The 18008-nt window shown below is 70.1% G+C and carries 19 protein-coding genes; 13 read left to right on the forward strand and 6 right to left on the reverse strand.

Annotated features, from left to right (window positions below):
* Positions 1 to 56: 56 nt before the first annotated feature.
* Genes RVF83_RS13825 through RVF83_RS13845 form a run of 5 tightly spaced genes read right to left on the reverse strand, consistent with a single transcriptional unit; the run spans position 57 to position 5450 of the window.
* A complete protein-coding gene (locus RVF83_RS13825) occupies positions 57 to 788 on the reverse strand; it encodes an SDR family NAD(P)-dependent oxidoreductase (RefSeq protein WP_005195823.1) in 732 nt (243 codons plus the stop codon).
* On the reverse strand, positions 785 to 1606 hold the full coding sequence (locus RVF83_RS13830) for an alpha/beta fold hydrolase (protein WP_005195825.1): 822 nt from the start codon (positions 1604 to 1606) through the stop codon (positions 785 to 787). Before RVF83_RS13830 ends, RVF83_RS13825 begins: the two co-directional genes overlap by 4 nt.
* A complete protein-coding gene (locus RVF83_RS13835) occupies positions 1587 to 2762 on the reverse strand; it encodes an LLM class flavin-dependent oxidoreductase (RefSeq protein WP_005195826.1) in 1176 nt (391 codons plus the stop codon). The genes RVF83_RS13830 and RVF83_RS13835 overlap by 20 nt, the downstream gene beginning before the upstream one ends.
* A gap of 10 nt (positions 2763 to 2772) precedes the next feature.
* A complete protein-coding gene (locus RVF83_RS13840) occupies positions 2773 to 4419 on the reverse strand; it encodes a long-chain fatty acid--CoA ligase (RefSeq protein WP_005195827.1) in 1647 nt (548 codons plus the stop codon).
* Positions 4416 to 5450, reverse strand: a complete 1035-nt coding sequence (locus tag RVF83_RS13845) for an LLM class flavin-dependent oxidoreductase (protein WP_005195828.1) — start codon at positions 5448 to 5450, stop codon at positions 4416 to 4418. The genes RVF83_RS13840 and RVF83_RS13845 overlap by 4 nt, the downstream gene beginning before the upstream one ends.
* A 260-nt stretch (positions 5451 to 5710) precedes the next feature.
* On the opposite strand from RVF83_RS13845, the gene RVF83_RS13850 reads away from it, so the two are divergent.
* From RVF83_RS13850 to RVF83_RS13875, 6 genes are all read left to right on the forward strand, one after another.
* The gene (locus tag RVF83_RS13850) at positions 5711 to 6073 is read left to right on the forward strand and encodes a hypothetical protein (protein ID WP_005195829.1); all 363 of its coding nucleotides are present in this window, start codon (positions 5711 to 5713) and stop codon (positions 6071 to 6073) included.
* The gene (locus RVF83_RS13855) at positions 6070 to 7104 is read left to right on the forward strand and encodes a hypothetical protein (protein WP_005195830.1); all 1035 of its coding nucleotides are present in this window, start codon (positions 6070 to 6072) and stop codon (positions 7102 to 7104) included. The genes RVF83_RS13850 and RVF83_RS13855 overlap by 4 nt, the downstream gene beginning before the upstream one ends.
* Positions 7101 to 7361 carry a hypothetical protein gene (locus RVF83_RS13860; protein WP_005195831.1) on the forward strand — a complete coding sequence of 87 codons (261 nt, stop codon included), beginning with the start codon at positions 7101 to 7103 and terminating at the stop codon, positions 7359 to 7361. The genes RVF83_RS13855 and RVF83_RS13860 overlap by 4 nt, the downstream gene beginning before the upstream one ends.
* A gap of 10 nt (positions 7362 to 7371) precedes the next feature.
* Positions 7372 to 8361 carry a dienelactone hydrolase family protein gene (locus tag RVF83_RS13865; protein WP_005195832.1) on the forward strand — a complete coding sequence of 330 codons (990 nt, stop codon included), beginning with the start codon at positions 7372 to 7374 and terminating at the stop codon, positions 8359 to 8361.
* A gap of 76 nt (positions 8362 to 8437) precedes the next feature.
* Positions 8438 to 10300: a glutamine--fructose-6-phosphate transaminase (isomerizing) gene (glmS, locus tag RVF83_RS13870; protein WP_039880057.1), complete on the forward strand. Its 1863-nt coding sequence runs from the start codon at positions 8438 to 8440 to the stop codon at positions 10298 to 10300.
* A 9-nt stretch (positions 10301 to 10309) separates the two neighbouring features.
* The gene (locus RVF83_RS13875; RefSeq protein ID WP_005195835.1) at positions 10310 to 11767 is read left to right on the forward strand and encodes a bifunctional ADP-dependent NAD(P)H-hydrate dehydratase/NAD(P)H-hydrate epimerase; all 1458 of its coding nucleotides are present in this window, start codon (positions 10310 to 10312) and stop codon (positions 11765 to 11767) included.
* On the opposite strand, the gene RVF83_RS13880 is transcribed toward RVF83_RS13875, so the two are convergent.
* A complete protein-coding gene (locus RVF83_RS13880; RefSeq protein ID WP_005195837.1) occupies positions 11721 to 12176 on the reverse strand; it encodes a hypothetical protein in 456 nt (151 codons plus the stop codon). The genes RVF83_RS13875 and RVF83_RS13880 overlap by 47 nt on opposite strands.
* Positions 12177 to 12344: 168 nt before the next feature.
* On the opposite strand from RVF83_RS13880, the gene alr reads away from it, so the two are divergent.
* The 7 genes from alr (at position 12345) to groES (ending at position 17966) form a co-directional block, all read left to right on the forward strand.
* On the forward strand, positions 12345 to 13502 hold the full coding sequence (gene alr, locus RVF83_RS13885) for an alanine racemase (RefSeq protein ID WP_005195839.1): 1158 nt from the start codon (positions 12345 to 12347) through the stop codon (positions 13500 to 13502).
* Positions 13499 to 14641, forward strand: a complete 1143-nt coding sequence (locus tag RVF83_RS13890) for an alpha/beta fold hydrolase (RefSeq protein WP_039880059.1) — start codon at positions 13499 to 13501, stop codon at positions 14639 to 14641. The genes alr and RVF83_RS13890 overlap by 4 nt, the downstream gene beginning before the upstream one ends.
* A gap of 27 nt (positions 14642 to 14668) precedes the next feature.
* Entirely contained in the window at positions 14669 to 15163 is a 495-nt protein-coding gene (tsaE, locus tag RVF83_RS13895) for a tRNA (adenosine(37)-N6)-threonylcarbamoyltransferase complex ATPase subunit type 1 TsaE (protein ID WP_005195843.1), read from the forward strand.
* A 3-nt stretch (positions 15164 to 15166) separates the two neighbouring features.
* A complete protein-coding gene (gene tsaB, locus RVF83_RS13900) occupies positions 15167 to 15904 on the forward strand; it encodes a tRNA (adenosine(37)-N6)-threonylcarbamoyltransferase complex dimerization subunit type 1 TsaB (protein ID WP_005195844.1) in 738 nt (245 codons plus the stop codon).
* Positions 15901 to 16410 carry a ribosomal protein S18-alanine N-acetyltransferase gene (gene rimI, locus RVF83_RS13905; RefSeq protein WP_005195851.1) on the forward strand — a complete coding sequence of 170 codons (510 nt, stop codon included), beginning with the start codon at positions 15901 to 15903 and terminating at the stop codon, positions 16408 to 16410. The genes tsaB and rimI overlap by 4 nt, the downstream gene beginning before the upstream one ends.
* Complete coding sequence (tsaD, locus tag RVF83_RS13910; RefSeq protein WP_005195853.1) at positions 16407 to 17453, forward strand: tRNA (adenosine(37)-N6)-threonylcarbamoyltransferase complex transferase subunit TsaD; 1047 nt, start codon at positions 16407 to 16409, stop codon at positions 17451 to 17453. Before rimI ends, tsaD begins: the two co-directional genes overlap by 4 nt.
* A gap of 213 nt (positions 17454 to 17666) precedes the next feature.
* Positions 17667 to 17966, forward strand: a complete 300-nt coding sequence (gene groES, locus RVF83_RS13915) for a co-chaperone GroES (RefSeq protein WP_004019185.1) — start codon at positions 17667 to 17669, stop codon at positions 17964 to 17966.
* Positions 17967 to 18008 lie beyond the last annotated feature (42 nt).

Raw genomic sequence — 18008 nt, forward strand, 5'->3', positions numbered from 1 at the left:
GCTTTTCGCGCCCCTTGTGGGTTGTCACAACCGTGCCGAGGCGGCCCGACGCCACGTCACCGACCGCCGCCGCTGAAGGTGTTCATCAGTCCACCGTCGACGGGCACGATGGCGCCGTACATGTAGGTGGACAGAGCGACATCGACGATGACCTGCGCGATCTCCTCCGGCCGGCCGGTCCGCCCGGCGGGGATGGACGACACGACGCGTGCCCGAGCCCGGTCGCTGAGTCCGGAGGTCATGTCGGTATCCACAAAACCGGGGATGACCAGGTTGACCCGGATGTCGCGGGGGGCGAGTTCCGCGGCGAGGACCTGCGTCAGACCGCTGAGACCGGCCTTCGCCGAGCCGTAGGCGACGTCGCCCGGGAATCCCCGAAAGCCAACCACCGCACCGACATTCACGATCGACGAACCCGGTTCGAGGATCGGGACCGTGGCCTTGCACATCTCGAAGGCGCCGGTGAGGTTGGTGGTCAGCACAAGATCCCAGTCCTCGCGACTCAGATCGTCGACCCGTCCACCGCGGTGCACGCCGGCGACGTTGATCAGGCCGTGGGCGCCGCCGTACTCCTCCTTGACGGTGGCCAGTGCGCGGGCCACCGACGAGGAGTCGGTGATGTCGGTCTTCAGCTCCAGGACCTGTGCCGGCCTGGTGAACGGCGTGGTCGCCACGCCGCGTGCCAGGGAAACGACGGAATCGCCTCGGGCCGTGATGTTCTCGACGACGGACCGGCCGATGCCGCGCGACCCGCCGGTCACGATCCAGACCCGGGGTCGGGTGCTCATGACTTCAGGAAACCGGTCAGTTCGGCGAGGTAGCGGTCCCGGTCCTCGAGGAACGGGGCATGACCGCAGGCGTCGAACGGGACGAGACGAGCACGGGAGTTGAGTTCGAGGACGGCCTCGGCCCCGGCGAACGGGACGAAGGCGTCGTCCCGGCCGTGCAGGAGCAGGATCGGGATGTCGAGCCCGCCGAGCTCCTTGCGCAGGTCGGTACGGGCGAGGTCGCGCAGCGAATCGTCCCCGGCCGGGCCCATCTCCAGGAACATCCCCCAGATCCAGTCCAGGACATCCGAACTCGGAGGAGTCGCGCAGACCGCGCCGGCCACGCCGCGGAAGGTGTCGGCGCGGTTGGCGGCGGCACCGGCGAGGACTCCCTCGACGTCTTCGGAAGAGCCGCCATAGGGCCAGTCGTCGGTCGCGGTGTAGCGCGGCGACGCGCCGCCGGTCAGGACCAGGCCGCCGGCACGCGAGCCGAGGGCCGACGCGGCGGCCGTGGCGACGGCTCCGCCGAGAGACCAGCCGTTGATGACGGGAGACTCGAGGCCGAGGTGCTCGACCACCTTGACCACGTCGTCGGCCAGGGCCGCGATCGAGACGTCCTCGAAGTCCTTGTCGGAGCGGCCACATGCGCGCAGATCGACGAGCACGACCTCGTGCCCCGCGGCCTTGAGCGCGGGGGCGGTGGTGTCCCAGCAGCGGGTGTTGGCGCCCCAGCAGCGGGTGTTGGCGCCCCAGCCGTGGATCAGCACGACGGGGCGTGCGTCCCCACGGTGGTGCTCGAAGTAGATCCGGCGATCGTTCTCAACCGCGAGATAGCTCATGGACTTCTCCTTCATCGTCGAACTCGATTTCGAAAAATTTGTCGGTGTGGGTGGGTTCCTCGTGCCGCAGGGCACGGGGGACGAGTGGTGGGGCGTCGGCGAAATGCGGGATGACGTGCTCGGCGAGGAGCTCCATCGACCGCACGACGTCGTCGTGGGGCATGCCGCCGAACCGAAGCCAGCAGATGAGGTGGTCGAGACCCGATTCCTCGCGCAGGATCTCGATCTCGCGGATGAGTCCGTCGGGGTCGCCGACGTAGCAGATGCCGCCCTCGCGCAGGCCGGTCAACGACATCGCACCCTCGGCCGCGGCCTCCGCCAGTGCCGCGTAGCGTTCGTAGCCCGCCGGGGTCGCGGCACCTTGCGGCACCGCGGACATGACGTTGTCGAAGTACCACTCAAGACTCGGCCGGGCCCGGCGGACGGCCTCCTCGTCGTTCTCGGCGAGGTGGATCTGCCAGTTCATCGGGAAGTCGAGGGAGAGAGGATCGCGGCCGCGGTGCATCAGCGTGCGCTTGGCGTCGACGACGAAGCCGTTCAGCTCGGGCAGGGTCATCAGCGTCGGCGTCACGAGCATGTTGTGTCCGTGGTCGGCGACCAGGTCGAATGTCTCGGGACTGATCGACGCCACATAGATCGGAGGCGTCGGCTGCTGGAGGGGCGCGGGCCGGCAGTCCACGCTGTCGATGTGGAAGTGCTTGCCGTGGAACGTGTACGGCTCGCCGACCGCCTTGGTCCACAGTCCGGTGACGATCTGGAACGCCTCGTCGAAGACCTCCCGGCTGACGTCCTGCTTGTCGGCGACTCCCATCGCACGGAACTCGTGGGGCTGGTAGCCGCGTCCGACGCCGAAGTCGAGCCGGCCGCCGGAGATCACGTCGACCATCGCGAAGTCCTCGGCGATCCGGACCGGCCAGGCGAGCGTCAGATTGCTGACCGCGATACCGATGCGCATCCGCGAGGTACGGGCCGCGATGGCCGCCGCCGCGACCTGCGGCGACGGCATCGACCCGTAGGCGCTGCCGTGGTGTTCGGCGAGCCAGACCCCGTCGAACCCGAGGCGCTCGGCGATCTCGACCTGCGAGAGCATCTCCTCGTAGGCCCGCCGAAAGTCCCGGTCCGGACTCTCCAACACGTAGAACAGGCTGAACTTCACACTGTTGACGTTAGGAATCGGCGTGCGTCACGGGAACGGGAGAATCCGCGGCGGTTGTGGGTTCCCACAAGTCGGGGGTCCCGGCCGCCTGCTCGCGGAGTCGCCGTTTGTCGAGTTTTCCGACACTGGTCCGCGGGAGGGCGTCGACGGCGACGATCCGTTCGGGCACCCACCAGCGCGGGACACGCTCGGCGAGCTCGGCCCCCACCGCCTCCACGTCGAGCCCTTCGTCGCCGACCACATAGGCGACGGGACGCTCCTGCCAGCGCGGATGCGGAACGGAGACCACCGCAGCCTCGTGGACGGCGGGGTGTTCGATCAGGGCCTCCTCCAGCGCGACGGAGCTGATCCACTCGCCGCCGCTCTTGATGAGGTCCTTGGTGCGATCGACGATCGTGAGGTAGCCGTCTTCGTCGATGACACCGATGTCGCCGGTGCGCAACCAGCCGTCGTCGAACTTGTCCGGATGATCGGCACCGTAGTAACCGGTGGCGACCCACGGTCCGCGGATCAGGATCTCCCCGCGGCTGATCCCGTCGTGGGGCATGAGCCTTCCGTCGTCGTCGACGAGTTTCCACTGGAGCCCCGGGAGGAGCCGTCCCTGTTTCCGGATGTACGCCCAGCGGCGTTCCGGGTCGTCGTCGGTGGATGCCGGCGGACGGGAGAACGTCGCCATCGGTGAGATCTCGGTCATGCCCCAGCCCTGGAACACCGGGATGCCGAGTGCCTCGAGGTCGCGGATGAGGCCCAGGGTCGGCGTCGAACCGCCCAGGACCAGCGCGCGGAGGCTGCTCAGGTCGGTTCCCGCGGCCTGCGCATGGGCGAGCAGGTCCACCGCGACCGTCGGCACCATCCCGGTGTAGGTCACCCGCTCGGCGGCGATGATGTCGGCGATGTGCGCGGGTGTGGGGTGGGGTCCGGGCAGGATCTGCGACGCCCCGGACATCAGCGCCGCGAACGGGACTCCCCACGCGTTGGCGTGGAACATCGGGACCACGAGCAGGGCGCGGTCGCGTTCGGAGATCGCATGTCCGTCGGCCAGGCAGGCCGCCATCGTGTGCAGATACAGGGACTTGTGGGAATATCCAACACCCTTCGGCGCCCCGGTCGTACCCGATGTGTAGCAGAGCACGGCCAGCTCGTCGTCCGCGCGGGCGACCGGTGCCGCGATCGGTTCCGCGGAGGCGACCATCGAGTCCAGAGTCGTTCCCGCCGAGACGCTCTCGTCGTCGGAGTCGATCGGGATCACCGGCATGTCCGGACGCCGTTCGCGGGCGACGGACAGCAGGTGATCCAGCGAGGGATCGGCGAAGATCATCGCATCGTCGGCGTGGTCGACGATGTAGGCGATCTCGTCGGGGGAGAGCCGGATGTTGATCGTGTGCAGCACGGCTCCGGCGAGCGGCACCGCGAGGTACAGCTCCAGGTGCCGCCGATGGTTCCAGGCCAGCGTGCCGACCCGGTCGCCCGGCCGGATGCCGCTCGCGACGAGGGCGGACGCGAGCCGCAGGACCCGGTCGGCGTAGTCGCGATAGGTGTACCGGAAGACCTCGGCGCCGTCGACGTGATCGACGATTTCCCTGTCTCCGAACATGTCTCGTGCCCGGTACAGGAAGTCGGTGATCAGCAGCGGGTGGGCTGACGGACCGTGGTTCATGCAGGGACCTCCACGGACGATCGCGCGGCCAGACGGGCCCGGACCTCCGGAACGACCTTGCCGGCGAGGAGCTCGATGCGAGCGCTGCCGCTGTCGATGGCTTCGCCGGGCAGCTGCGCCCAGAAGTGCACGTCCTCGATCTGCGGGGTGGCCGTCAGCAGTTCGGTGAGTTCGTCGACGGCGGTGGCCGGATCCCAGAGGGTGAACGAGCCGGCGTCGACGAGCTGACCCGGGTCGGTGAACTGGGGGATCGGCCCGAACGCGCCCATCTCGATGTACTTGTTGATCTGGTAGAGCGCGTGGGTGCCGATGCGCGACCACTCCCGCTCGGGGTCGTCGGCGATGATCGTCCATTGCCCGGCGAAGATCCGGCCCTCGTCCCGGTTCCGGCCGAGACGGTCGAGCGCGTCCAGGTAGGACGCGTGGTGGGCGTTCTGGGTGCTGAGGAAACCGTCGCCGATGCGGGCAGCACGTTCGATCGCCGGATCGGCCATCGCGCCGACCAGGATGTCGGGGACGGTCTCGGGGGTGGGGGTGACGGGCAGAGCGGGCTTGCGCAGACGCTTGCCGTCGAACGGCTCGGCCGATCCGGACCAGCAGCGGCGCACGATCTCCACGCCCTCCTCGAGCAGACTCGGGCGGTTGATCAGCCGTCGTCCGAAGGCCTCGAACTCCGGCTCCCAGTAGCCCTGGCCGACACCGAGTGAGAAACGTCCGCCGGTCAGCAGGGACAGCGTGGCCGAGTCCTCGGCGAGGCGGATCGGGTTGTGCAGCGGCGACACCACGAGATTGGTACCGATCCGCATCGTCGTCGTCCGGTTGCCGATCGCGGAGGCGAGCAGGAACGGCGACGGCGTGTATCCGTCCTCCATGAAGTGGTGCTCGGTCAACCAGACCGAGTCGAGGCCGATCGACTCCGCCCAGGCGATCTGGTCGAGCGTCGCGCGGTAGAAGTCGCCGAACCCGCGCGAGTTCCCGGGCGGGTTGCGGAAGTCGTACCAGAGTCCGAAGCTGACGTCCGACGTACTCATTGCATGGTCCTTTCACCGACGGTGTGGTCGGTGTCACTCTCGGTGAAGATTGTGACGACCGGAAGGTACCGGTGGCGGGGTCGTTGTCGGAAATCCCAAGGACCGCCGATGCCTGTTCTGCGACGGATGGAACCGGGTACGGCTTTTGTGCGTCCAAGTTGGCAGGTCGCCGGGCCGGACGGCGGCACCCGGGATGGGTACGATCTCCGCATCGTCCGCGGCCGGGAGGATCGCGGGCAGGGGATGGACGGGGGTGAGCAGTGGACGGCATCGAGCCGAACCGCATCGCGATGGACGCCGATCAGGTAGCCGCGGTCGCGGCCTACTACCGGCGTTCGTCGCTGGTCCTCGCCGCCGTCGCCGACGACCTCGCCGCACACGACTTCGGCCGGTGGGCGCGCACCGATGCCGGCCCCGACGCGGCGTCCTCGCTGGGACCGTCCGCCGCGACCTATGCCGAGTTGAGCGCCTCGCTGTCCGCCCGCCTCCGGTCGCAGTCACGGGCCGCGGCCGTACTCGCACAGAATCTTCGCGCCTCCGCGATCGGCATGACCGCCGGTGATGCGCAGGCTGCGGGCCAGATCTCGCATGCGACACCGGCGGCCGAGGCGGCTCCGAGATGAGGCGGAGCGAGGATTCCCTGACCGCGCTGCGGGCAGACGCGCAGGACGGCGCCGCCGCACTCACCGAGCTGCTGGCGGCCGGCCGGCTGATGGGCGTGCCGGTCCCCGACGACGCCTCGGTCCGGGCCGGCCTCCGTGCGGTGAACGACTTCGACGTCACCGCACTGTCGTCGGACAGCCGGGTTCTGGTCTCGGCGCACCGGGCCGTCGCCGAACAGCTGCACTACCTGCCCGAACAGCGGGTGCGGCTCGACGGCTGGCTCGGCAGGTCCGCGTCGCCGGCGATCGACGCGGCCGTCGACCATCAGCGGCGTGCGGAATCCGACCTCTATGTGCTGCGCACGATCACCGACGCCACCTCCGCGGCCGCATCGGGAATCGACCGGTTGCTCCGTACCTTCTACCTGTCGGTCGCCCGGTTGTCGGCGCCGAGCGCCGCGGGGACACCGCCCGCCGAGCTACCGCAGGCCGTGGTGACCGGACGTGTTCCGCTCGATGTCGCGGTCGAGGACATCCGGTCACGGGTCGAGCTGTTCACCACCTCGGTTGACGCCACGCTGCGGGGGATCGCCGGCATTCTCGACATTCTCAACCGGTCCCTCGACGGGATCGACGACGATCCCTATCCCGTCGAGACCGGGGAGCCGCCGGACAGCGACTTCGTCACCCCGCCCGGGGCGCAGCCGGTCGAGTCGGTCCGTCCGCAACCGGTCCCGGCCGAGCCGCCGACTGCGCCGACCGAGACGGTGCGCGCGGCGCGGGAGTCCGGGGAACAACCGGAGGAGCAAGACATCCCGTTCCGGCTGAGCGGCGGGCCGGTCGTGAAACCCGAAGTGGTGCACGCTGTTCCGGGAATGGAAGCAGCCGGCGCCGTCGAGGGGAGGCCGGCGTCCGGTCCCGGCGGGGGATCCCCGACCCCGACCCACGTCGTCGCCGACACCCGCGACGGCGGCACCCCACCGGCCGGTCCCGCCACCGATGCGACGCCCGAGCGGTCCGCGGGTGACCTGGCCCTGGCCGGTGACCAGTGAGCCTCGCCGACCAGATCGAGGCTCTCGCGCGCTCGGCCACCGCCGAGGTCGCCGACGCCTCGCACCGTTTCTCCGCTGCTCAGCGGGATCTCGACCTCGCGATGGCCGAACACCGGCGCACCGCCGCGCAATCCGAGACCGAACGGTTGCGTGCCGACCTCGAGCACGAAGCCGACGCGGCCGATGCGCTGCCCGGCATCATGCTGCCCGCCGACATGGCCGACGCCAGTCCGCATCTGCCGCCACCGAACGCATAGGCTGTCTGCTGTGCCAGGCAAGAAGCGTTCGAAACCATCGCAGCCGCCCGCGAAGCTGATGGCCGCGCTCGGCCGTCGGGGACCGCACCGGGTCCTGCGCGGCGATCTCGGGATCGTCGGTACACGCGGCGAGGTGTTCACCCCGGCGAGTGGGGAAAGGCTGCCCGCCATCGCCTTCGGGCACGGCTGGCTGGCTTCGCCGAGTCGCTACCGCGACCTGTGCAAGCATCTGGCGTCCTGGGGCATCGTGGTCGCGGTCCCGGCCGACCAGCGCGGCGTGTTGGTCTCCGACGACGCGATGGCCGCCCAACTGCGTTCGGCGTTGGCGATCGTGACCCGGGTCCGGCTGGGCTTCGGCGAGATCACCGTCGACCCGGCCAAGGTGGGTTTCGCCGGTCACGGATTCGGGGCGTCGGCTGCTGTCATCGCCGCGGCGGAGGGCGTCCTGCACGGTCAGCCGCAGCCGGAGGTCCGGGGAGTGGCCGCGCTGTTCCCGGCGCCGACCACCGCCGGGCTCCTACCCGCTGCGCGCAGCGTCCGTGCGCCCGGTCTCATCGTCTCCTCGATCGGCGAACTCGACACCATCGACGGCAACGCACTCCCGCTCGCGCAGGCGTATGGCGCCGACCACACCCCCGACGACGAGCACCGCGCAGTTCTGCGCACCCCGCCCGGCGCGACGTCGCGCGGCCTCCTCGAACACCGGACGATCGGTGCGCTGTGGGGGAGCAACGGCGCGGACAAGAAGACGCACACCGCCGTGCGCGCTCTGACCACGGGTTTCCTGCTGCACGCGCTCACGCAGGACGCCGAGTACCAGGCGTTCTCCGACCCCGACACCGTTCTCGGCAAGGTGCCGGCCGTCGACCTCGACGACCCGCCGGAGGTGCAGGACCGCATCGCCAAACTGCTCGGCGCCAAGGAGCGCAAGCGTCGTCGTGCGGCGTCTCCGGTACCCGCCGCGGCACCGAACGTCGTGGTCCCCAAGACCCTGGAGTGACGCCCCGCACGGCGGCACGTCGTTCCGCAGCGCGCGAGCGCATCGGTCCCACCGCACGCAGGTACGCTGACTAGCTATGTGTGGAATCGTCGGATACGTGGGGCGGCGCGATGCCCTGGACATCGTCGTCGAGGCTTTGCGACGGATGGAGTACCGCGGGTACGACTCGGCGGGCGTCGCCATCCTCGACGGCGCCGGTAACACCGCGATCCAGAAAAAGGCCCTCCGGATGGAGAATCTGGAAAAACAGATCGCGACTGTCGGCCGTGAGTCGTTGTCGGGGACCACGGGCATGGGCCATACGCGCTGGGCCACGCACGGGAAGCCCACCGACCGCAATGCGCATCCGCATGCCAGCGACGACGGCAAGATCGCGGTCGTCCACAACGGCATCATCGAGAACTACGCCGAGCTGCGCGCCGAGCTGGAAGAGGACGGCGTCGAATTCGGGTCGGAGACCGACACCGAGACGGCTGTCCACCTGGTCTCGAAGTACTACACGTTCGGTCCCACCGCCGGTGACTTCGTCGCGAGCGCCTACGCGGCCCTGCGCCGGCTCGAGGGTGCGTTCACCCTCGTGTTCACCCACGCCGACCACCCGGACACCATCGTCGCCGCCCGCCGGTCGACCCCGCTCGTGGTGGGTGTCGGCCAGGGCGAGATGTTCGTCGGTTCCGATGTGACCGCCTTCATCGAGCACACCCGTGAGGCCGTCGAGCTGGGCCAGGACGAGGTCGTCGTCATCACCGCCGACACCTACACGATCACCGACTTCGACCGGAACGAGCGCGCGGGCAAGCCCTTCCACATCGACTGGGATCTCGCCGCGGCCGAGAAGGGCGGTTACGACTTCTTCATGCTGAAGGAGATCGCCGAGCAGCCCCGCGCGATCGCCGACACCCTGCTCGGTCACCTGCAGAACGGGCGCATCGTGCTCGACGAGCAGCGGCTGACCGACGACGACCTGCGCGACGTCGACAAGGTCTTCGTCGTGGCCTGTGGCACGGCCTACCACGCCGGCCTCCTGGCGAAGTACGCGATCGAGCACTGGACGCGTCTGCCCGTCGAGATCGAGCTGGCCAGCGAGTTCCGCTACCGCGACCCGGTCCTCGACCGGTCGACGCTGGTCGTGGCGATCTCCCAGTCGGGCGAGACCGCCGACACCCTGGAGGCCGTCCGGCACGCCAAGGACCAGAAGGCCCGCGTGCTGGCCATCTGCAACACCAACGGTGCGCAGATCCCGCGCGAATCCGACGCCGTGCTCTACACCCACGCCGGTCCGGAGATCGGCGTCGCGTCGACCAAGTGCTTCCTTGCGCAGATCGTCGCGGCCTACCTGGTCGGCTTGGCCCTCGCACAGGCGCGCGGCACCAAGTACGCCGACGAGGTCGCCCGCGAGTTCGCCGCCATCGAGGCCATGGCCGATTCGGTCGCCGAGGTCCTCGGGACCATGGAGCCGGTCCGCGACCTCGCCCGCTCGCTGTCCCACCACAACACGGTGCTGTTCATCGGTCGCCACGTCGGCTACCCGGTGGCGCTCGAAGGTGCACTGAAGCTCAAGGAACTCGCCTACATGCACGCCGAGGGCTTCGCCGCCGGCGAGCTCAAGCACGGCCCCATCGCCCTCATCGAGGACGGCCTGCCGGTCATCACCGTGATGCCGTCCCCGGAAGGCCGCGCGGTGCTGCACTCGAAGATGGTCAGCAACATCCGCGAGATCCAGGCCCGCGGTGCGCGCACCATCGTGATCGCCGAAGCCGACGACGCCGCCGCCCGCGCGGTCGCCGACGAGTTCATCCCGATCCCGAAGACGCCGACGCTCCTGCAGCCGCTGGTCTCCACGGTGCCGCTGCAGGTGTTCGCCGCCAGCGTCGCCCAGGCCCGCGGCTACGACGTCGACAAGCCGCGCAACCTGGCCAAGTCGGTGACCGTCGAGTAGACCGGCCCCATGCCGACCCGGTACCTCACCGCCGACGAAGTCCGCGACGCCGAGCGGGCGTCGGGAGATCTGCTCGCCAACGGGACGCTGATGCGACGCGCCGCGCACGGCGTCGCGCAGGCCGTCGTCGGCGAGCTGAACCGGATCGGCGGCTGCTACGGGCGGTCGGTGGGTGTCGTGGTCGGTGCCGGTGACAACGGTGGTGACGCCCTCTTCGCCGCCGCCGAACTCACCCGTCGCGGAGTCGCCGCCCATGCGGTGCTGCTCGCCCCCGACAAGGCGCACCCGGCCGGACTGCGGGCGTTCCGGGCGGCCGGCGGTCGTGTCGGCGATGCGTTGCCCGCCGGGCTCGACGCCGTCATCGACGGGGTCGTGGGAATCGGCGGCAGGGGGCCGTTGCGCCCCGCGGCGGCGGCCGTCTTCGACCGTATCGATGCCGAAACCATAGTCGTCGCAGTCGATCTGCCGTCCGGCGTCGATGCCGACACCGGTGAGGTGCACACGCCGTCGGTCCGTGCCGATGTCACCGTCACCTTCGGCTTCCCGCGTCGCGCACACCTTCTGGCGGCACCGCGGTGCGGCCGGGTGATCGTCGTCGACATCGGCATCGGTGATCCCGTCGAACCTGATGCGCGGCAACTCATCTCGTACGCCAATGCCGAGATCGACTGGCCCGTACCGGGTCCCGCGGACGACAAGTACACCCAGGGTGTGGTCGGGGTCATCGCCGGATCACATCGCTACCCGGGCGCGGCGATCCTGGCCTCCGGGGCCGCGGTCGCGGCGACCTCCGGTATGACGCGGTACGTCGGTTCGGCGCACGCCGAGGTGGTGTCGCACTTCCCCGAGGTGGTCGCCGCGCCGGACCTCGCCGACGCCGGCCGGGTCCAGGCCTGGGTGGTCGGCCCCGGCATGGGCACCGACGCGGCCGCGACGGCGCTGCTGCGTACCGTCCTCGACTCCGATCTGCCGGTGCTCGTCGACGCCGACGCGCTCACCATCGTCTCGAACGAACCCGGACTCGTCGCCGGTCGCGCGGCACCGACGCTCCTGACCCCGCATGCCGGTGAGTTCGCGCGGTTGACCGGTGCCGAGGTGGGGGCCGATCGGGTGTCCGCGGTCGCCGACCTCGCCGCTCAATGGCGTGTCACGGTTCTCCTGAAGGGCCGGATCACGCTGGTCGCCGATCCGTCGGGAAGGGTCGTCGGCAACGACGCCGGGTCGTCGTGGGCGGCGACCGCCGGTGCCGGTGACGTGCTGGCCGGGATTGCGGGATCGCTGCTCGCCGCCGGCAGGTCGCCGCAGGAGGCGGGGGCCTGGGCGGCCCGCGTCCACGCCCACGCCGCACTGCTGGCGAGCCGGGGAGCCCCGATCGGTGCGTCCACGCTGCTCGCGGCGTTGCGCCCGGCGATCCGGGAGTTCACCTCAGGAGGAACAGCAGGGGAGACGCACACCCCGCCACGCTGATCAGCGTGACGATCGTGAGCAGCACCAGATCGACGATCGGACCCGCCCGGTGCAGCTCGTCGGCCCCGAGACGCCTCACGAACGAGACGATCAGCCCGAGCACCGCGCCGACGGTCGCGACCACACCCACCGCGTACAGGACCATCGCCGCGAACACCCATCCGTCCGCGTCGTTCTCGCCCAGCGCCTCCAGGATCGCGACGAAGAATAGGACCGCGGACGCGAACAGGGAGACCCAGGCCACACCGTTCGCCACCCATGCGGTCACCGACTCGCGCAGCCCGGGGGTGCGCCGGGCCGGGATGGCGGTACCGGCGGGAGGGCCGTAGACGACCGGGTCCACGGGGACGAAGTCATCGGGGAAACGGTGGTCGGGGTGGGCGGGCACGGGGTTCATGGTGGCGTACATGGTCGCTTTCTGGGGAGGTGAGCTGCATGTGTCGTCCAGCAAACCGGGTCCCAGGTCCCGCCGCATCGGTGTGATTACTCATAAACGTCCCGGTGAAACCGCTGGTCACGGCGCTCCCCGGGTCGCCGCGCGCAAATCAGTGGTGGCGATCTGGGAGAATGGTCGACGATGACTTCCGCTGCCCTGACCGCGACCGTCGACCTCGGCGCCATCGCGCACAACCTCGACGTCCTGCGTACCGCCTCGAACGCTGCCGTGATGGCCGTCGTGAAGGCCGACGCCTACGGCCACGGCGCCGTGCCGGTCGCGAAGGCCGCGCTGGCCGCGGGCGCCGCCGAGTTGGGCGTCGCGCACATCACCGAGGCCCGCGCACTGCGTGCCGCCGGAGTCGACGCCCCGATCACCGCCTGGCTGCACGCCCCGGGCGCGGACTTCGAAGGAGCGATCACCGACCACATCGAGGTCGCGCTGTCCTCGTCACGACAACTCGACGCCGTGGTCGACGCCGCCCGCGCGACCGGCATCGCGGCGAGCGTCACGGCCAAGGTCGACACCGGGCTCAACCGGAGCGGCGTCGCCGCCGACGAATGGGACGACTTCGCCGAGAGGATCGCGAAGGCGCACGCCGAGGGCGCGGTCGTCGTCCGCGCGGTGATGTGTCACCTCGCCCGCGGTGACGAACCCGACCATCCGCTCAACAGCGAACAGGCCGTCCGGCTCGACGCCGCGGCCGCCGACCTCGAACGTCTCGGCGCGGCGCCCGAGATCATGCACATTGCGAATTCGCCTGCGGCGCTGACTCGTCCGGACCTGGCGCGTGACATGGTCCGGCCCGGGATCGCGATCTACGGTCGGAGTCCGGTCCCCGAGCTCGGCGACTTCGGGCTCATCCCGGCGATGACGCTGTCGGCTCCGGTCGCCCTGGTCAAGAAGGTCGCCGCGGGACAGGGTGTCTCCTACAGTCACACCTGGATCGCACCGTGCGACACCGTCGTCGCGGTGGTGCCCGCGGGCTACGCCGACGGCGTGCCGCGCCTGCTGTCGGGCCGCATCCGGGTCCGTATCGGAGAGCGTCTGTTCGACGGCATCGGTCGTATCTGCATGGACCAGTTCGTCATCGACCTCGGACCCGACGGGGCCGGCGTCCGGGAGGGCGACGAGGTCGAACTCTTCGGGACCGGCGCCCACGGCGGCATCACAGCCAAGGACTGGGCCGACGCCATCGGCACCATCGACTACGAGATCATCTCCCAGGTGGGCAACCGCGCGGTTCGGCGATACCTGAACGCGGACGCGGCCGGCGGTGACGCGGTGGCCGACGAGTGAGCGGGGTGAGCGTGGTGGACGATTCCGAACGCGCCGGGCTGCTCGCCGGGCTGGCAGGTGTCGCGGCACTCGGCGGTATGGCGGCGATCGGCGCCGCGCGCAACATCGCGCGCAAGAGCGTCGTCGGCAAGGCCGACCCGCACGCCGACATCGACCTCTCGACGATGTACGAGGATCAGGCGCGGACCGTGACCACCGACGACGGTCTCGAACTCGCGGTCCGGACCGTCGATCTCGGTGACGTCCGCCACGGTAAGCCCCCCGAGCTCACCATCGTCTTCGTCCACGGCTTCAGCCTCGGGCTCGCGAGCTGGCACTTCCAGCGGGAACAATTGGCAACCGAGTGGGCCGACCGCAACTACCGCTTCGTCTTCTACGATCACCGCGGCCACGGCGAGAGCGATCCCGCGCCGGTGGAGACCTGCACGATCGCGCAGCTCGCGGACGACGCCGCGGCGGTGATCCGGTCGACGGTCACCAGCGGACCCGTTGTGGTCGTTGGCCATTCGATGGGTGGCATGACGGTGATGGGTCTGGCGCGCCGGCATCCGGCACTGTTCTCGTCCACCGGGCCCGTCGCCGGTGTGGGCCTCGTCGCGACCGCATCGCGCGGCCTCACCGAGGCGGGACTCGGTGAGGGACTGGGCAACCCGGTGGTCGACGCCTTCCGACTGAGCGTCCGGCGCGCGCCGCGACTGGTCCAGGCCGGCCGCGGATTGACCCGCCAGGCGCTCGAACCTGTGCTCGTCGCGGCCAGTTTCGGGCCGGCGTTCTTCAGTCCGGCACTCGGCAGCGCCGTGGAGAAGATGATCCAGTCCACGCCGATCGAGACCATCGTGAACTTCCTGCACGCACTGGAGATCCACGACGAGTCGACGGCACTGCCGGTACTGGCGCAGGTGCCCACGACCGTCGTGTGCGGCGACAAGGACCGGCTGACACCCCTGCCGAACTCGGTGCGCATGTTCGCCCAGCTCGGACCGGATTCCCGTCTCGTGGTGGTCAAGGGGGCCGGCCACATGGTCCAGATGGAGGAACCCCGATTGGTCAGCGACGCGATCGTCGATCTGGTGGACCGCGCCCGGGTCGCCCTTCCGGCCCCTCGTCGACGCTGGTGGAAGAGGCGGGCGAAGGCATGAGTTCCGACAGACCGCACCCCAGACGGAATGCGCCCGACGCCGGTCACCGACCGCACCGGGACCCGCGAATTGCCGGAGGTCGCCGACACCGAGGCGTTCGGTGTCGAACTCGCGACCGTGTTGTCCCCGGGCGACCTGGTGATCCTCGACGGTCCGCTCGGTGCGGGCAAGACCGCCCTGGCGCGCGGGATCGGCGCCGGTCTGGGAATCGAGGGCCGGGTCACGTCGCCGACCTTCATCATCGCGCGTGAGCACCGGCCGGGCCGTCCCGGCGGTCCGGCGATGGTCCACGTCGATGCCTACCGGCTCGGGCTGGCCGGCGACGGGGAAGGTGGCCTGGCGCGCGGCGGTCTCGACGAACTCGACGCCCTCGACCTGGACACCGAGCTGACCGACGCGGTCGTCGTGGTCGAATGGGGTGAAGGTGTGGCCGAGCGGCTGGCGCAGCGCTACCTCGTGGTGCGGTTGCGCCGCGACGTGGACACCGATGTGCGACATGTGGAATGGGAGTGGGTGGGGTGAAGAATGAGTTCCGGTGAACGGGGCCCCGACGCGGCGCGGACGGTGCTGGCGATCGACACCGCGACCGACTCGGTGGTCACCGGGGTCGTCGAGTTGACCGGTGGGACGGCCGGCGAGGTGCGGGTGCTGGCCGAACGCGTGGTCACCGACCACCGCCGGCACGCGGAACTGCTCACCACCCTGATCGCGGAATGCCTTACCGAGTCCGGGATCTCCCGTGACGCGTTGGCCGCGGTGGTCGTCGGATGCGGCCCCGGGCCGTTCACCGGACTGCGCGTCGGTATGGCCACCGGTGCGGCCTTCGCCGACGCACTCGGCATCCCGGCCCACGGTGTGTGTTCGCTGGACGCCCTCGCTCTCGACACGACCCCGCCCGCCGAGCGCCCCGACGTCCTCGTCGTCACCGACGCCCGTCGCCGAGAGGTGTACTGGGCGTTGTACCGCGACGGTGCGCGGGTGCGCGGACCCGAGGTCACCGCCCCGGCGACGGTCGCCGAGGAGCTGTCCCCGGTCTTCACCGCCGGTGAGGTCGGCGCGGCGTCGGGTTCGGCGGTCCACCTGGAATCGGTCGGCTGGACGGGTGCGCCGCCGCAGGCCACCGTGCCGTCGGCGCGCGGACTCGTCGCGGCGGCCGCCTCCGAGATCGTCGCCGGCGAAATTCCCGAACCCCTTGTGCCGCTGTACCTCCGACGCCCCGACGCGGTTGAGCAGAAGTCCCGGAAACTGGGGGCCGCGCGGTGACGGCACCGGAATTGATCATCGACGCGCTGACCTACGGCGACATCCCGAAGTGCGCGGCGCTGGAGAAGCAGATGTTCGCCGAGGACTCGCCGTGGCCGGCGTCGGCGTTCCGGGCCGAACTCAACGCGCCCTACAACACCTACTTCGCGGCGCGGGAACGCGCGGGCGGTGAGGTCATCGGTTACGCCGGGATCTCCACGCTCGGTCAGCCCGATGCCTACGAGTGCGAGATCCACACGATCGCAGTCGATCCCGCCCATCGCGGACGGGGTATCGGGAGGGCCCTGCTGGAGGCGATGCTGACGGTGGCCGACGCCGTCGACGCACCGGTCTTCCTCGAGGTGCGCACCGACAACGACGTCGCGATCACCCTGTACTCCCGGCACGGCTTCAGTACTGCCGGAATCCGCCGGAACTACTATCAGCCGTCCGGCGCGGATGCCTACACGATGTTGCGGGTCCCGAGTTCGGGACGGCCGCTCGATCCCGAGGAGGGCCCGGCGTGATCGTCATGGGCATCGAGAGTTCCTGCGACGAGACCGGAGTCGGGATCGTGCGCTGGACGCCGGCCGACGGCGACGCCCCAGGCTTCGCGACGCTGCTCGCCGACGAGGTCGCCTCGAGCGTCGACGAGCACGCCCGCTTCGGCGGTGTCGTCCCCGAGATCGCCTCGCGCGCACACCTCGAGGCCATCGTGCCGACGATGCGTCGCGCCCGTGAGGCCGCCGGTATCGACCGACCGGACGCCATCGCCGTCACCATCGGACCCGGGCTCGCCGGTGCGCTGCTCGTCGGCGTCGCCGCGGCCAAGGCCTACGCACTCGCCTGGGATGTGCCGCTGTACGCGATGAACCATCTCGGCGGACACGTCGCGGTGGACACCCTCGAACACGGTCCGATGCCCGAGTGCGTCGCCCTGCTCGTGTCGGGCGGGCACACCCATCTGCTGCACGTCACCGATCTCGCCGAGCCGATCGTCGAACTCGGCACCACGGTCGACGACGCGGCGGGGGAGGCCTTCGACAAGGTCGCCCGACTCCTCGACCTCGGTTTCCCCGGCGGCCCGGCCCTCGATCGCGCCGCCCGGGACGGCGACCCGAAGGCCATCGCGTTCCCCCGCGGGATGACCGGGCCACGCGACGCCCGCAACGACTTCTCGTTCAGCGGTCTCAAGACCGCGGTCGCCCGGTATGTGGAGAAGTGTGAGCGCGACGGGGTGGAGGTCCCGGTGGCCGACGTCGCGGCGTCGTTTCAGGAGGCCGTCGCCGACGTGCTCACCATGAAGGCGGTCCGTGCGTGCGGCGATCTGGGGGTCGACACCCTGGTCCTCGGCGGCGGGGCCACCGCCAACTCGCGGATCCGGTCGCTCGCGGAGGAACGCTGCGCGGCCGCCGGGATCACGCTGCGCGTGCCCAAGCCGCGACTCTGCACCGACAACGGGGTCATGATCGCCACCCTCGGTGCGCACGTGATCGCCGGAGGCGCGGCACCGTCGCCGCTCACGGTGGCCTCCGACCCGGCGATGTCGGTGCGCGTCAGTCAGCTCTGAGTCCTCTCCGGCTGTGTCGACGCCGCTGAGCCTGCGATCGCCGCGAGCGAAACTCCGGCATTTTGCACCCTCCACCCTTGAGTGCTGGCACTCGCACGTATAGAGTGCTAGTCGGCGCTGAGTGAAGCCTCGGACACCCGCGACGACGAGGTTTTGTCCCAGGGCCATGAACGTGCAGATTCTTTCTCAGTACGAAAGTTGAGGACTCACATCGTGGCGAGCGTGAACATCAAGCCGCTTGAGGACAAGATCCTGGTGCAGGCCGTCGAGGCCGAGACGACCACCGCCTCGGGCCTGGTCATCCCGGACTCCGCCAAGGAGAAGCCGCAGGAGGGCACCGTCATCGCCGTCGGCGAGGGCCGGGTCACCGAGCAGGGCAACCGCGTCCCCGTGGACGTCAAGGAAGGTGACACCGTCATCTACAGCAAGTACGGCGGCACCGAGATCAAGTACGCCGGCGAGGAGTACCTGATCCTCTCGGCGCGCGACGTCCTCGCCGTCATCGGCAAGTAGGACTCGGGCCACACAGACCCCGCGAGTCATCTCGTGACTCGA

Source organism: Gordonia rubripertincta (assembly GCF_038024875.1).
Taxonomy (GTDB): domain Bacteria; phylum Actinomycetota; class Actinomycetes; order Mycobacteriales; family Mycobacteriaceae; genus Gordonia; species Gordonia rubripertincta.

What these genes read in the sequence shown, in the direction of transcription:
- RVF83_RS13840 (WP_005195827.1), bottom strand. Translation starts at nt 4,419, where the DNA reads ATGAACCACGGTCCGTCAGCCCACCCGCTGCTGATCACCGACTTCCTG.
- alr (WP_005195839.1), top strand. Translation starts at nt 12,345, where the DNA reads ATGACTTCCGCTGCCCTGACCGCGACCGTCGACCTCGGCGCCATCGCG.
- RVF83_RS13875 (WP_005195835.1), top strand. Translation starts at nt 10,310, where the DNA reads ATGCCGACCCGGTACCTCACCGCCGACGAAGTCCGCGACGCCGAGCGG.
- RVF83_RS13830 (WP_005195825.1), bottom strand. Translation starts at nt 1,606, where the DNA reads ATGAGCTATCTCGCGGTTGAGAACGATCGCCGGATCTACTTCGAGCAC.
- RVF83_RS13845 (WP_005195828.1), bottom strand. Translation starts at nt 5,450, where the DNA reads ATGAGTACGTCGGACGTCAGCTTCGGACTCTGGTACGACTTCCGCAAC.
- RVF83_RS13880 (WP_005195837.1), bottom strand. Translation starts at nt 12,176, where the DNA reads ATGTACGCCACCATGAACCCCGTGCCCGCCCACCCCGACCACCGTTTC.
- glmS (WP_039880057.1), top strand. Translation starts at nt 8,438, where the DNA reads ATGTGTGGAATCGTCGGATACGTGGGGCGGCGCGATGCCCTGGACATC.
- tsaE (WP_005195843.1), top strand. Translation starts at nt 14,669, where the DNA reads ATGCGCCCGACGCCGGTCACCGACCGCACCGGGACCCGCGAATTGCCG.
- RVF83_RS13825 (WP_005195823.1), bottom strand. Translation starts at nt 788, where the DNA reads ATGAGCACCCGACCCCGGGTCTGGATCGTGACCGGCGGGTCGCGCGGC.
- RVF83_RS13855 (WP_005195830.1), top strand. Translation starts at nt 6,070, where the DNA reads ATGAGGCGGAGCGAGGATTCCCTGACCGCGCTGCGGGCAGACGCGCAG.
- tsaB (WP_005195844.1), top strand. Translation starts at nt 15,167, where the DNA reads ATGAGTTCCGGTGAACGGGGCCCCGACGCGGCGCGGACGGTGCTGGCG.